The sequence below is a fragment of the Pseudomonas fluorescens genome, from assembly GCF_001623525.1.
Lineage (GTDB): Bacteria > Pseudomonadota > Gammaproteobacteria > Pseudomonadales > Pseudomonadaceae > Aquipseudomonas > Aquipseudomonas fluorescens_Q.
Map to the genome: position 1 here is coordinate 6,831,747 of NZ_CP015225.1, position 13,373 is coordinate 6,845,119.

Annotated in this window: 15 protein-coding genes and 1 pseudogene; 13 read left to right on the top strand and 3 right to left on the bottom strand. The window is 58.7% G+C overall.

Annotation, left to right across the window (positions count from 1 at the left end):
• Nucleotides 1–182: 182 nt before the first annotated feature.
• The 3 genes from TK06_RS29950 to TK06_RS29960 all read left to right on the top strand — a co-directional run bounded on the left by TK06_RS29950 (nucleotide 183) and on the right by TK06_RS29960 (nucleotide 2,492).
• On the top strand, nucleotides 183–1,382 hold the full coding sequence (locus TK06_RS29950) for an MFS transporter (protein WP_063324961.1): 1,200 nt from the start codon (nucleotides 183–185) through the stop codon (nucleotides 1,380–1,382).
• Between the two features lie 258 nt (nucleotides 1,383–1,640).
• The gene (locus TK06_RS29955) at nucleotides 1,641–2,123 is read left to right on the top strand and encodes a nuclear transport factor 2 family protein (RefSeq protein ID WP_086936805.1); all 483 of its coding nucleotides are present in this window, start codon (nucleotides 1,641–1,643) and stop codon (nucleotides 2,121–2,123) included.
• A 141-nt stretch (nucleotides 2,124–2,264) separates the two neighbouring features.
• Nucleotides 2,265–2,492 carry an integrase gene (locus tag TK06_RS29960; protein ID WP_003204158.1) on the top strand — a complete coding sequence of 76 codons (228 nt, stop codon included), beginning with the start codon at nucleotides 2,265–2,267 and terminating at the stop codon, nucleotides 2,490–2,492.
• A 13-nt stretch (nucleotides 2,493–2,505) separates the two neighbouring features.
• Here the strand turns inward: TK06_RS29960 and TK06_RS29965 are convergent.
• Nucleotides 2,506–2,784: pseudogene (locus TK06_RS29965) on the bottom strand (GNAT family N-acetyltransferase); the annotation flags it as partial.
• A 280-nt stretch (nucleotides 2,785–3,064) separates the two neighbouring features.
• On the opposite strand from TK06_RS29965, the gene TK06_RS29970 reads away from it, so the two are divergent.
• Nucleotides 3,065–3,694: a hypothetical protein gene (locus tag TK06_RS29970; protein ID WP_063324963.1), complete on the top strand. Its 630-nt coding sequence runs from the start codon at nucleotides 3,065–3,067 to the stop codon at nucleotides 3,692–3,694.
• A gap of 74 nt (nucleotides 3,695–3,768) precedes the next feature.
• Here the strand turns inward: TK06_RS29970 and TK06_RS29975 are convergent, their stop codons facing one another.
• Nucleotides 3,769–4,701 (bottom strand): helix-turn-helix transcriptional regulator, encoded by a 933-nt coding sequence (locus tag TK06_RS29975; RefSeq protein WP_063324964.1) that lies wholly within the window; start codon nucleotides 4,699–4,701, stop codon nucleotides 3,769–3,771.
• A 564-nt stretch (nucleotides 4,702–5,265) separates the two neighbouring features.
• Between TK06_RS29975 and TK06_RS29980 the strand changes: the two genes are divergently transcribed.
• From TK06_RS29980 to TK06_RS30020, 9 genes are all read left to right on the top strand, one after another.
• Nucleotides 5,266–6,597 (top strand): MFS transporter, encoded by a 1,332-nt coding sequence (locus TK06_RS29980; RefSeq protein WP_063324965.1) that lies wholly within the window; start codon nucleotides 5,266–5,268, stop codon nucleotides 6,595–6,597.
• A 102-nt stretch (nucleotides 6,598–6,699) separates the two neighbouring features.
• Nucleotides 6,700–7,398: a fumarylacetoacetate hydrolase family protein gene (locus TK06_RS29985; RefSeq protein ID WP_063324966.1), complete on the top strand. Its 699-nt coding sequence runs from the start codon at nucleotides 6,700–6,702 to the stop codon at nucleotides 7,396–7,398.
• A gap of 21 nt (nucleotides 7,399–7,419) precedes the next feature.
• Entirely contained in the window at nucleotides 7,420–8,178 is a 759-nt protein-coding gene (locus TK06_RS29990; RefSeq protein WP_063324967.1) for an SDR family oxidoreductase, read from the top strand.
• A gap of 194 nt (nucleotides 8,179–8,372) precedes the next feature.
• Nucleotides 8,373–9,329: a 2-hydroxyacid dehydrogenase gene (locus TK06_RS29995; RefSeq protein WP_063324968.1), complete on the top strand. Its 957-nt coding sequence runs from the start codon at nucleotides 8,373–8,375 to the stop codon at nucleotides 9,327–9,329.
• Nucleotides 9,330–9,473: 144 nt separating this feature from the next.
• Nucleotides 9,474–9,761, top strand: coding sequence for a type II toxin-antitoxin system Phd/YefM family antitoxin (locus tag TK06_RS30000; protein WP_063324969.1), 288 nt, complete (start codon nucleotides 9,474–9,476; stop codon nucleotides 9,759–9,761).
• Complete coding sequence (locus TK06_RS30005; RefSeq protein ID WP_063324970.1) at nucleotides 9,751–10,062, top strand: type II toxin-antitoxin system RelE family toxin; 312 nt, start codon at nucleotides 9,751–9,753, stop codon at nucleotides 10,060–10,062. The genes TK06_RS30000 and TK06_RS30005 overlap by 11 nt, the downstream gene beginning before the upstream one ends.
• Nucleotides 10,063–10,066: 4 nt before the next feature.
• Nucleotides 10,067–10,705, top strand: coding sequence for a helix-turn-helix domain-containing protein (locus tag TK06_RS30010; protein ID WP_063324971.1), 639 nt, complete (start codon nucleotides 10,067–10,069; stop codon nucleotides 10,703–10,705).
• Nucleotides 10,706–10,886: 181 nt separating this feature from the next.
• Entirely contained in the window at nucleotides 10,887–11,468 is a 582-nt protein-coding gene (locus TK06_RS30015) for a hypothetical protein (RefSeq protein WP_063324972.1), read from the top strand.
• A 50-nt stretch (nucleotides 11,469–11,518) separates the two neighbouring features.
• Entirely contained in the window at nucleotides 11,519–12,079 is a 561-nt protein-coding gene (locus TK06_RS30020; protein WP_063324973.1) for a GNAT family N-acetyltransferase, read from the top strand.
• Between the two features lie 33 nt (nucleotides 12,080–12,112).
• On the opposite strand, the gene TK06_RS30025 is transcribed toward TK06_RS30020, so the two are convergent.
• A complete protein-coding gene (locus tag TK06_RS30025) occupies nucleotides 12,113–13,234 on the bottom strand; it encodes a S1C family serine protease (RefSeq protein WP_161951747.1) in 1,122 nt (373 codons plus the stop codon).
• Nucleotides 13,235–13,373 lie beyond the last annotated feature (139 nt).

Sequence of the window (13,373 nt, forward strand, 5' to 3'; positions counted from 1 at the left end):
GAAAACCAGGGGTTTGTGGTTTCTGCGGTCTGAAAAAATGACGATAGGGGCAATGGCCCCCAGGTGATACGCCGGCAGTGCAAAAGGTGTGAATTTCCTAACCTTGACTCCGCCACCCAAATGACTATCCCCCCATGTAGCCGTGCTACAAAACGGCCTGTTCAACGCGTGGGAAAACTCCGATGCCACCGCTCTCCAACGGCAGGCCCTCCAATCGATTTGGCCTGTTTTGCGTAGCCAGTTTCCTTCTGTCCATTTCTTATGGCGCCACTTTCCTGATCTCCCTGCTGGTGTCCTCCCTGGGGGGAACTGAGCGCGATGCAGGGCAAGTCTTTGCCGTTGCCATGACGAGTACTCTGGTCGCGGTGGTCGCCTCGGGGCATTTGATGCAGCGCGTAGGCGCTGCACTGTGCGTGGCCCTTGGCGCTGTGTTTCTGGTCATTGCGTCCATGGGTTTTGCGCTGCTATCGGACCTTGGTATCGGTTTGTTGGCCTGCGGTTTGATGCTGGGGATCGGCTGGGGACTGTTTTACACGGTTGGGCCCATCATGGTCGCAGCGATGGTCGAGCCATCCAGGCGGACTCATTGCTTCGCGCTTTTGTCGGGCAGCATGTTGACGGGGATCGGTAGTGGCCCTCTTTCAGGCAAGTTGGCCAGCTCCGTTGGGCTCCCCATACAGACGGCTTTCTTCTTTGCCGCCGCCGCAGCATTGTTGGGTGGGCTGTATTTTTGGTGGCTGAGAACGGGCTTTGCCGAAGTGGAGCGCCGCTCTGGCGATAAGGCTCGGATGGGGCTGAGATCGGCGACGGATGTGCTGCGCTCACGTTCGGCGTTGTCCATTTTGATGGTGGGGCTGGGCGGCGCGATCTTTGGCGGCCTGGGCAGTTTCCAGACCAGTTATGCCGCCAGTCAGGGACTTGATTACTCCCTGTTTTTCGTCGGCTTCATGGGGGCGGCTATCGCTTGTCGGTTGTTGATTGCCGGGTGGGTGGTCAGCCGTGACCCTCTCGCGACTTCTTGCCTGTTGACCACGTTGATGTTGGTCGCCGTGACAGGGTTCGGTGTGTGGGTCCATGACAGTCTGAGTTATGGGGTGACCGCCGCCTTGCTTGGGGTCGGTTACGGTCTCAACTATTCAGTCATCAATGGCCTGGCTGCCAACGAGGCGCCACCTGGGCTGACCGCACAAGCGCTGCTGCTTTTCAGCCTGTCCTACTTCATTGGCGTATTCGGGTTTCCCTTTATCGCCGGCAAGCTCATCAGCAGCACGGGCGTGAATGGGATGCTGCTTAGTGTCGGATTGATCGCTCTGCTTGCCTGGGCCTTGAGCGTCAGTCGCTGGCTGGCCGGGCGGTTCTGGAAACCAGCCTTCTCTGAATGAAAAATTCTCCTCAGGCGTGCGATAGCTTCCGGTGGGCGGGGAGATTGAGCACTGGGGCAAGAAGGTCGCGAAGACTGAAGGCAGAAAGGCACGGCAAATTGCTTGATGGACGGCTGCCCGTGGAGCCTCGCCACTGGACAGCATCAGGCAACCTCACAGCAGTATCGGGCAAAGGTTTCTGGGCACATGCCGTTAAGGTCCTCCTGGAAGAGCGTCTTATCAACTGCATGGCTGTGAGAGAACATCATGACCCGATGGATAAATTTTGCTTGGCGCGTCCAGGCGCTTGCACTGTCTTTAATATTGTTTACGAACAACGTCTGGGCTTCGGAAAACACCCAGCACGCGAATGCGACGCTGGTCCGCCAGGCGTTCATTAACTGGCAGCAGGGCAAAGGCACGGCGTTCGATCTGCTGGCGCCCAATGCGAAATGGACCGTGGCCGGGACGAGTCCTGTTTCCGGTGTCTATAACAGCAAGGCTGAGCTGGCCCAAGTCGTGCGGCCGATTACCGCGCGACTGGCAACACCCATTGTCCCCACGGTGCAGAGCATCGTTGCTCAGAATGATGTCGTGGTTGTGCTGTGGAACGGAACAGCCACGACGCTTGATCACAAGCCCTACAACAACACCTACCTGTGGCACATGACCTTCAAGAATGGTCAGATCATTGAAGTCACCGCCTTCCTGGACACCTACGTGCTGAACGATCTTATCCAGCGCGTAAAACCCCCACAGTAGTGGCTGGGCTATCTTGTTGGCTGTGAAGCAGTTCGCTTTTCCGTGGCGTGCTCTCCAAAAGGTTTATTCGATTCAGAACAAAAACCGGAAATGCGTGGTCTTTGTCAGTACCCCAAGTTCGTCTCTCCCTGAGGTCGCACAATGAGTCTGATCGATTGCCCTGAATGCGCTTCCAGAATTTCCGACAAGGCCTACGCCTGCCCACATTGCGGCAATCCTTTCCGGGAGCCGAGTTTCCGCCTGACTGAGAAGAACGTGGGACAGATTGCCGGGGTGACCGGCGTCTGGCTCACCGCGCCGTGGATCGCGCGGATGGTCTTTGGCGTGGTGGCCGTGATTGCGGTGGCCGCGGTGTTGATTCTGCGGTGACTGTGTCGATTGGCTAGCTAGCCGGGCCCGTCGTGCGAACGCTCTGCCGCACATAATAATTGTCGAACTCGCTGCTTTCGACGAATTGGAAGCCATGGCGGATGTAAAAGCGATTTGACGCGCTTTCCTTAAGGGCACCCACCCTGAGCGGGAGCGCGGCCGCATCCGCTTCCTTGAAAATATGACCGAGAACAGCAGCGCCTATTCTTGAGCCTTGCGCGCAGGGCCTGACATACAAGTGGTCAATCAAGAGCTCATTGTTGAGGGGCCTGACCACAACGAACCCAACCCGAACAAGTCAGGTGATCCAGAATGCAAACCGATTCGCCGCTTTGGCGAGAAAAAGTCCGCGTTCACAGGCCATATGGATGACTTAAGCGAAGCGATGAATTCGATGCGCGGTGTAAGTCCCGCCACGTAAATCTTTACTCTGAAAAGGGCTGCCGTTCCACTGTCCGGCCACTCGTCTCCGCTGGATCCATGGCCTGGCGCCATCACCCACCGTGTCCTAGTCTTTCCTGGTCGGCAGGACCACATCGATACTCATTGCACGGTGTCCAGGGAGTCATGGAATGGCGAACAAGAAAGGAACTGAGTTGGTAGCGGGGTTAGAGGCAATCACCGGAGCAGCAGGGATTTTCGGAATCTGTTATTCAATACTCACCTGGAGCGGTGTAGGAAAAGGCTTCAGCCCCTTCAGTTTTGGTTCTTGGAAAAAAACACTGGGCAAGCTTGTCGAAGATGGGCATGCCACGACCTTTCTCATCGACGGCAGAAACATCACCATGACGGGTATCAGTGATGACGGATGGGTATTCAATACAGGGGCTCTTGGCTCCACCGACTGGGCTCGTGCCACTGGCAGCGCGACCACTTATGTCTATTACATCGGTGTGAATAAAGCTTTCGTGAAAAAGTATCGGAAGCTTGAAGCCAAGCTAAAAAAAACCAAAACCTCCTACGATGCTTTCTGGCCCAATCTCCCGACTGCGAAAACCCAGTACCAGAACTGTGTGAGCCATAGCCACTATCTGATTTCCGAGCTGGGACTTGCTCACTGGGGTAATACCGTCAAGGGCTGGTGGATGCCGTCGGCGAGTAATTGGGTGGATTGGTTTAAAAGTTTCGCGCCTGTGCAGCGAGACGGATTCAGCTGGAAATACAAGAGGTTCGACGGCATCAACACGCACATTCCAGGTTAGGCGCAGGCTGGAATAGTTGGCATAAAAACGGCTCGTTGACTGAACGAGCCGTTTTTCCATAGCCGACAGACTCATCACGTATTCAATGCCAATTGCGGACTGTCCGGATTCAACTGCTGTCGCCTGAACTGCCCCGGTGGCTGTCCATGTATCTGGCGAAAACGCCTGGAAAAATAGGCCTCGTCGGCAAAACCGCACAACCTCGCCACTTCGCCCACTGGCCGTGTTCCATTGAGCAAGTAATTGCGCGCCGCATGCATCCGGCGTTCGAGTACCAGTTCGGTGAAGGTCTTGCCGATTTCCTTGCGCAGCCAGTGAGTCAGGTACGTGGGTGACAGGTAAGTTGCCGCGGCCACCTTGATCAGGTTGAGGTCGGGGTCGGCGATGTTCTTGCGCAAGTACTCGGACATCCGGCCCAGCGCATCGCGTCGGCTGACTTCGGCGGCGTTCTCTTCGGCCAAGCGCTTGAGCGGCTCGGCGTACAAGGCGCAGACGCTGCCGATCAGTTGCAGCAACAAGCCCTTGAGCATCTCGCGGGTGCCGAACTGACGGTTCTGGTCCAGGCCACGCATCTGCTCGATCAGCGCGCAGGCTTTGGCGAAATCCTCATCCCCCAGAATGAAGTCCAAGTGTTCCTGGAAGCGGAACGGTGACAGTTCCGGCGCCAGCAGAATCGAGACCTCTTCCAGGTCCATCGGGTCGCACTGCAGATGCGGCAGCAGGAACGTCTGGGAAAAATTGATCACCATGAAGTTGCTCTCGGCCGGGTGCGGAATCACATGCACGCGGTGGGGCAGGATGAAGGCCAGGGTGTTGCGCGGAAACGGACGTTCGACGTTGCCAATGTGTTGCACGGTATCGCCGCCAAGGTTGATCTGGATCTGGAAGTATTCGTGGCGGTGCGGGCTGGTTTCGGCGCGCCGACCCTTTTTGTCGCGGATGTAGAAATCCGTCAATTCGCTGCGTTGCTGCATGACGTAGGTGGGGACTCGGCTCGGTGATGACATCTCCTGGGAATCCTTTGCGGTGCATGACGGTGATGACGATTGTGACTGTGCATCTTGATGATTTTCAAGGAGTCATACGATGACGAAGCTGTTGGCGTGAATTTTCTGTCTCTTGAAAATGGAGGGCGCTTGTCCAAAAACGATAAATTTTATTTTTCTAATTTGCTTTTTAAAAACAAACGCTTAGGTTGATCTTAGAAAGATTCTGAAAAAAAGCACCCATCTGATTTTTTTGGACAGGTTCCTTTGATGCGGTTTTAAACGGGAAAAATGATCTAACAGCTCAGTTGATTTTGAATGGTCGTACGACCACTGTTGAGCCACGCAACCCGTCTCTCCATCCAAAAACAATCAAAAGGTGCGCACATCATGAACCTGTTCCTGCTTCACGCCGACCCTCCCGATTGCTCCTGCGACAGATCCTGTTGCAAGGCCTCTTTGAACACCTGACACCGGCTGTTCGCGCTTCTCATTCCTGTAGCGATTGTTCTGCCCCGGCATCGAGGGCATTGATTTCGGCTGCTCGTAAACATTTCGACGCTTCTAACAATAACGAGGTCCACCATGTCGAACTCTCACACCTCCCAAATTGCCAGCGCCCGGGACGCCGCAGTACCAGAGCGTCTGCCGTCGCGGCGGCGTTGGTTCATGCTGTCGTTGCTGCTGATCGCGACGATCATCAACTACATCGACCGGGTGAATATCTCGATTGCCGCGCCGTTCCTCGCCAAGGACCTGGGCCTGGACAAGATCGAGATGGGCCTGATTTTTTCGGCGTTTGCCTGGACTTACGCGATCGCACTGGTGCCGGCCGGCTTCATCGCCGATCGCTTCGGTTCCCGGTTCACCTACGGGGTGTCGCTGATCAGTTGGTCGACCGTCACCGTGTGCCAGGGCTTGGCCACGGGCTTCGCTTCGCTGTTCGGTCTGCGCCTGGCCGTCGGCGCGATGGAAGCGCCGGCGTTTCCGGCCAACAGCCGGGCGGTCACGGTGTGGTTCCCGGCGCGTGAACGGGGCCTGGCCAGCAGCATTTACGTCTGCGGCCAGTACTTGGGCACGGCGCTGTTTACCGGTGCACTGCTCTGGCTGGCCACCACTTATGACTGGCGCCATGTGTTCTACAGCACCGGCGCACTTGGCATCGTCTTCGGTGTGGCCTGGCTGTTCTTGTATCGCGACCCGATGAACTGCAAGAAAGTCAGCAAGGAAGAACTCAAGTACATCGAAGCCGGGGGAGGGCTGGTCAAGAGCAGCCAGGAGCGCACCCGCTTCAACTGGCGGCAGATCGCCGAGCTGTTCAGCTATCGGCAGGTCTGGGCGATTTGCATCGGCAAGTTCGCCAGCACGTCGGCGCTGTACTTCTTTCTCACCTGGTTCCCCACGTACCTGATCGAAGAGCGTCAGCTGACCATGATCAAGGCCGGGATCTTCGCCGTGCTGCCGTTCGTGGGCGCGACGGTGGGCATCCTGCTCGCCGGGATCGTGTCCGACCTGCTGATCCGTCGCGGCTACTCGCTGTCCTTCGCCCGCAAGTTGCCGTTGGTGGTCGGGTCGATGCTGGGCATGTCCATCGTCCTGGTGAATTTCACCGATTCGAACGTGATCTGCATCGCCGTACTGACGATTGCCTTTTTCGCCCAGGGCATCGCTTCGTCCTCGTGGGCGGCGGTGTCGGAAGTGGCGCCCAAGGAACTGATCGGGCTGACCGGCGGGATCACTAGTCTGGCGGCCAACATCGGCGGGATTGTCACCCCCATCGTGATTGGCGCAATCGTCCACAAGACCGGCTCATTCGCCTTGGCCTTCTGGTTCATCGGCGGCGTGGCGCTGATCGGCACCTTGTCCTATTCGTTGCTGCTCGGCCGTTTGTATCGCATTGAACTCAAGGCGCGTTGAGCCCGGAAAAAAGCTGTTTTTCTCCAACACGAGGCGGCATTCCTCCAACTTCGCCAAGGATTGCCGCCGTACGCTGACCCTTCCAACAGGACTTTTATCAGGATGAACATGCCCGAGTATGTCTTTACCCCGGACCTGCCAGTGACGTTGTCGGTTGTCGGCAGCCCGCAGCGTTTTCCCGTCGGCCGGGTCTTTTGCGTCGGTCGCAACTACCCCTGGCCTGATACCCAGGGTGAATCCCGAGTGCCACCGGTGTTCTTCATGAAGCCAGCCAGTTGCGTGGTGGAAGCGGCGGGTGAGGTGACGTTTCCATCGGTGACCGAGGAGTTCGCCCACGAAATCGAATTGGTCGTGGCCATCGGTGAGGGCGGCGCCCACATCCCTGAGAGCCAGGCGTTGGCTTATGTGTGGGGCTACGCGGCGGGTCTGGATCTGACCCGGCGTGATGTCCAGCGCGAGGCCAAGCGTAACGGTTTGCCGTGGGAGGGCGCCAAGGTGTTTGACGGCGCCGCGCCAATGACCGCCATCGTGCCGGTCTCCCGGGCGGGGCACCCCGATGGCGAGTTGTGGCTGAACGTAAACGGCCAGGAGCGTCAGCGCGACAGCCTCGACAGCCAGATCTGGTCGGTCAGTGAAGTGATCGCCCGCATCTCCCAATCGGTGGCGCTGCGGGCCGGCGACCTGATCATGACCGGCAGCCCGGCAGGCGTCGATGTGCTGCAGCCGGGGGATGTCGTCACGGCTGGCATCGACGGTATTGGCGAATTGGAAATGCGCGTCGGTCCGCGTTTGTCTTACTGAATTCGAGAAAGGAGACCCCACATGTCCAACGCATTGAAAGTGGCTTTGGTGACTGGCGCCGGCAGCGGGATTGGCCGAGCGGTGGCCCTGGGCCTGATGGAAGACGGCTACACACTGGTGTTGGCCGGTCGTCGGCCAGAGCCCTTGCAGGCATTGGCCGAATTGGCGGCCAGCCAGGGGCGCGAAGCCTTGGCGGTGCCCACTGATGTACGCGACCCGGTCAGTGTCGATGGGCTGTTTGCAACCATCGCCGAGGTCTACGGACGCCTGGACGTCGTGTTCAACAACGCCGGAGTCAACGCGCCCGCCGTACCGCTGGATGAGCTCACATTCGAGCAGTGGCGAAACGTGATCGACACCAACCTCAACGGCGTTTTCCTGTGCGCCCGCGGTGCTTTCGGCCTGATGCGCCGGCAGCAGCCCCAGGGTGGACGGATCATCAACAACGGTTCGATCTCGGCCCACACCCCACGACCGTTCAGCAGCGCCTACACCGCCAGCAAACACGCGGTGCTGGGATTGACCAAATCCCTGGCCCTGGACGGACGTGAATACAACATCGCCTGCAGCCAGATCGACATCGGCAACGCCCTCACTGAGATGTCCGTGCGCATGACCAAGGGCGTACGCCAGGCCAACGGCAGCATCGCGGTGGAGCCGATGGTGGACGTCAAGCATGTCGCCGATGCGGTGCGCTACATCGCCGGCCTGCCGTTGTCGGCCAACGTCCTGAACATGACCGTCATGGCCACGGCCATGCCGTTTGCCGGCCGCGGTTGAGCCTGCGTGCCGTTCATTTTCGAGGGTGTGCATTCGTGGCGAGGGAGCTTGCTCCCGCTGGGCTGCGTAGCGGCCCCAGTTCTTTTTATGAGCGCTTCGCACTCAAGCGGGAGCGAGCTCCCTCGCCACACACTGATTCGAGCACGCCTTGATTGCGCTTGAGTTAGTTTTTCCTATTTCGATACGAGGTCAACATGAAGCCAGAAGTCTTGCAACTCAGCCCGATCCTGATCCCTGAAATCAACGCCCGGCTCAACGAGCTGTTCACGGTGCGGCGCTATTTCGAACAGGCCGACAAACAAGCCTATCTGCAAGAACACGGTGCCAATATTCGCGGTGTGATCACCGGAGGGCATACCGGCATCAGCCAGGCGCTCATGGCCCAACTGCCCAAGCTGGAAGTGGTGGCGGTCAACGGCGTGGGCACCGATGCCGTGGACCTGGCCTACGCCAGGGATCGCGGAATCCGCGTGACGGCCACCATCGGCGCGCTGACCGAAGATGTCGCCGACCTGGCGATTGGCCTATTGATTGCCGTGTGTCGCGGGCTGTGCACCGGTGACCGTTACGTGCGCTCCGGCCAATGGCCCCAGAGCCCGACGCCACTGGCCCCGCTGCCATTGGCCCGGCAGGTGTCCGGCATGCGCATCGGCATCGTCGGCATGGGCCGGGTCGGTCGCGCCGTGGCTACCCGCGCCGCCGCGTTCGGTTGCCCGATCAGCTACACCGACCTGCAACCCATGAGTGACGTGAACCACACGTTCGTCGCCGACCTCAAGCAACTGGCCCGCGACAGCGACGCCCTGATCCTCGCGGCCGCCGCGGACAAGGCTGAAGCCATCATCGATGCCGAGGTGCTGCGTGCCTTGGGCCAAGGCGGGTATCTGATCAATGTGGCGCGGGGCAAACTGGTCAACGAGGTCGACCTGGTGGCGGCGCTGACCGCTGGTGAAATCGCCGGTGCGGCGCTGGATGTGTTTGTCGATGAGCCGCATGTGCCTGAGGCATTGTTTGGCAATGAGCAGGTGGTGCTGCAACCCCACCGGGCGAGCGCGACGTTGCAGACCCGCACGCGGATGGGGGAGATGGTAGTGGCGAGTCTGGTGGATAGTTTTGCTGGGAAGGTGCCGCAGGGGGGTGTGACGGGGTGAGGCGCAAGAGCTGCGGCTTCGCGGGCCAAATCGATGAATGTGGGCTACGGGGCGGAAGATAGGTCTCAGGTGTGCAACGGCTGTGCTTGCTCGATCAGCCAATAAAGACCAAAATAACGACCTATTTAAGCGAGAGCCGCCTCCATGCAAATCATTTTGGCTGATGTGGCCGTCAGCGTATCCGAACTCAAAAAGAACCCCTCATCCGTCCTGAGCGGCGCCAACGGCGCGCCAGTGGCCGTGTTGAACCATAACCGTGTTATGGGCTACATGGTCCCGGCAAGTGTCTACGAGGCGATGGTTGATCGCTTGGAGGAGCTGGAACTGGCGCAAGTGGTAAAGGCACGCATCGAGGCCAACGAAACACCTGTTCGGATGTCCCTTGATGAGCTCATTGGCGAGGCTGAGGCTGATATCGTCAATGGGCGTTGATTATGATGTCGAGTGGGATCCGAAGGCCCTCAAGGAGCTTAGAAAACTGGACGGTGCCATCCGTCTGCAGCTTCTGAAAAAACTCCAGTCCCGGCAGAGCAACCCGCGAGTGCCAGCCGATGCGCTTCATGGAATGAAGGATTGCTACAAGATCAAGTTGCGTGGGGCTGGGTATCGACTGGTGTACCGCATTGAGGAAGAGCGGATTGTCATTCTGGTGGTAGCGATTGGCAAACGGGAGCGCGGCAACGTTTACGATTCGGCCAGGAGCCGGGCTGGTATGCAAGAAACAAAGGGGTAAGACGATGAGCGCAGCCCGGAACGACTTTCAAACCGTGATCGCAACGCTTGGCGAGCTACATGCGCTACTGGATCGCCTGCGCGGTGAGTTTGTGCATGGCATCAAGACCCCTGCCGATTATGAGCGTGCGACCGACCTGCTCGATGCGCTCACCGACGGACGCGAACTGAGCAAGACTGAGGCGAAAATTCTCGTTGAGCTCGAGGAGGAAATCCTGGCCTACCAGCGCGACTCCGAACAGTTTCGCCAGTCGAATGCCGCTTTTGAGGCGACCTGCACGCCGGTGCAATTGATCAAGGATCTGATGGAGACGCTCGGGCTCACCGGTTCGGACTTCCCTGAAATCGGTGATAAAACGGCGGTGTCCAAAGTGCTCAATGGCGATAGACCTATCAGCCACAAGATGGCGTATGCGCTGGCGGAGCGGTTTGCGATGGAGCCGAGCGCTTTCTTGACCGCGACTTCAGCAAAGGTGGCGGCTCATATCGAAACTGTCCCTCTTTCCGTTAGCGCTTCAGGTCATTACGCTTTGCACGAGGGCTCTCTAACCGCATATTCAGTGGAAGAGGCCGGTGTCGGTGAGTACAACGTGGTGACTTCCAAGGGCCACAGAAAGACAGCCAAAGAGCCGGACAAGGGATAGGGCAATCATCTGCTGAAAGGGGCAGGATTGGTTGTCGATTCACGGAAGTTCAGGATGACACGCGTTTCGATACCTCGGCCATTGCAGCCAATCCCCGAACCCTCTATAAAATCCCGCGCTGGTATCGCATTCTTCTCGACCGTCGTTGGCCCTGGATATCTGACCCGCATGGAGCATCATCGTGAGCCAATCGCCGCACCCCCTCAACTCCCGAACTGACATTTGCCCGCGCATTACGTCTCGCGTCCTGCGATATACCTGGAGCCTCACCTTACTGACCCTGCTCACCGGCTGCGGAGCGCTATCGGACGTCCGCTCTTTTTCCACTCCCTACTCAACGCCTGATGGTGGTGAGACCGCCCGCTTGCGGGTGATCAGCGATGGCATGGTCAGGGCTGTACCCAAGTCCGATTGCGTGGACTTCCGCCTGCCGGGCGCGGGCGTCATGGTGGCGTTCCGCGATGGCTACGCCAATCGCAACGGCGAAAGCCTGGGCATGCCGGATGACGACAAACACTCATCTTCCACGGTAATGACTGAGCTGCTGGTGCCTGCCGGGCAGCCCATTGCCTTTCATTACATCGGTGCTCAATGCTACAACATGTTCAGCTTTGTCCCTAAGGCAGGAGAGGATTACCAACTGGATGCTGCGGGGCGTTATGAGTGTGAGGTGAGGCTCAAGCAACTGCCTGCGGCAACGACACAACTTCCCCGTTCATTCTTGAAGGACAGCAAACTCTGCAGGGCGACGGATAACTTTTAGCATGGAGGGTTTTCCAAGGACGCCATAACGTTGAAAAAGGAGTTTCAATCATGAGCCCCAGCCCCACGTTCCAAACCCGCCGCCTCATCCTCACACCCCTTGAGCTGACGGATGCACCGGCGATCCAACGGCTATTTCCCCATTGGGAAGTGGTCCGTTACCTGGACAGCCGCGTGCCCTGGCCTTACCCGGATGACGGCGCGCTGACGTACGTGCGCGACCATGCGCTCCCGGCTATTGCAGCCGGGCGCGAGTGGCACTGGATGATCCGCATTGCCGAAGAACCGACACAGAGCATCGGCAGCATCAGCCTGTACGACCAGCCCGGCAACAACCGTGGTTTCTGGCTGGCGCCGCAATGGCAGGGAAAGGGCTACATGCGCGAGGCTTGTGAAGTGATCAATGCCTATTGGTTTGAAAACCTTGAACGCCCCGTCATGCAAGTGCCCAAGGCGGTGGGCAACCTTGCTTCGCGCAGGGTATCGGAGCGCGAGGGCATGCGCATGATCGGGACTCAGCAGGGGGACTTTGTCAGTGGACGTCTGCTTAAAGAGGTCTGGGAGATGACGCGTGAGGTGTGGCTTGAAGCGAAAGCTATATCGAACACCTGATTCCGCGCCACCCAGAGCAACCCATCGAACGCGTCACTGACCCGCCAAGGGACGCCATGCTGTGGTCTGCAGATAAGGCCACTGTTTGAGCAGCAGACCACGCGTTGTTTCTACGCCCTGCAAGGTTTCAGTGCAATTGACCATCGTGGTAAAGCTGCGAGTGGTCAGCATGAAGCTCTCCGACCCCAACGCCTGGCACTGCTCGCTGGCGCCAATGGGTTGGCAGAACATCGGTTGCATTTTCACGTCGTAGCCTTGGGCCCGAGTGAATGCCTGGAACTCCGGCATGGCAAGACGAGCCGGTGTGCCGCTCAGTGCCGGGCCTTGCCAGACGGGGGTGATAAGGCCCCTTGATGGATAGTCGCTCAGCCCCTGGACTTGCCTGGCCTCGAACAGGGCAAAGCAGAACGAAGTATTTGTCGCGTTATTGCTCGCTGACGATGCAACGGGGGCGGCCAAGGGGAGGCTCGGCGTCGGCGCGACGACTGCCGCAGGCGCAGGTGCTACCGAGGACGCCACACCCGATGAGTCGCCTACTTCTACTAGCACATCGATGGGCGCCCGATAACGCCACACCTTCAGCGGCGCCGTGAAACCAGGTCGAATACGGCTGGCGACGGCGGTCAGCTCGGCTGGGCTATTGACCGAAGTCCCGGCAATTTGCAAAACGATATCGCCGGCCAACATGCCTGCCTTTTCAGCGCCACTTCCGGGTACGGGTCCCAAGACCAAGACGCCACTGACAGCGGCTAAGCCGAATTGCCGAGCCACCGTCGGTGTAACGGGGGTGATGTGCAGGCCCAGGGTCCCCGACTGATTGGACACGGGTACGGGCATTGCCGCAGGCGTCACGGATGTCGGAGCCACCGTCGCCGCGGTGGGCACAGGAGCGCTGCCGGCTGAACAGTCGCGTTGTGTGGCGACCTGTTGGATCACGAGGTTAACGGGGTCGGCCGCCATGTTGGGGTATTGTTCCCAACCCCGTTTGGTTGCCAGGAACGTTTCACAGTCCATGGCGTAGTAGGTCGCCGGGTCTCTGACCTTGCGCAGGTATTCCGTGGTTTCGGCTCGCTCGGCGGCGCTGTACATGGGGTTGACGCAAGACGCCAGGAGAGGGGAGAACACCAGTATTGCGGCAAGGCGTTTTGTCGACATGGGCTTCTCTGAGGTCATGGCGTTCAGGCGGGTCCAGGCAAGGTACTATTTGGCCATCATCCTGTCCAACCTCAAACCAACCACTTCGTTGCGGTGGTGATCGAGACGGGCGGCAGCAGGGCGGACGTGCATTCGATAT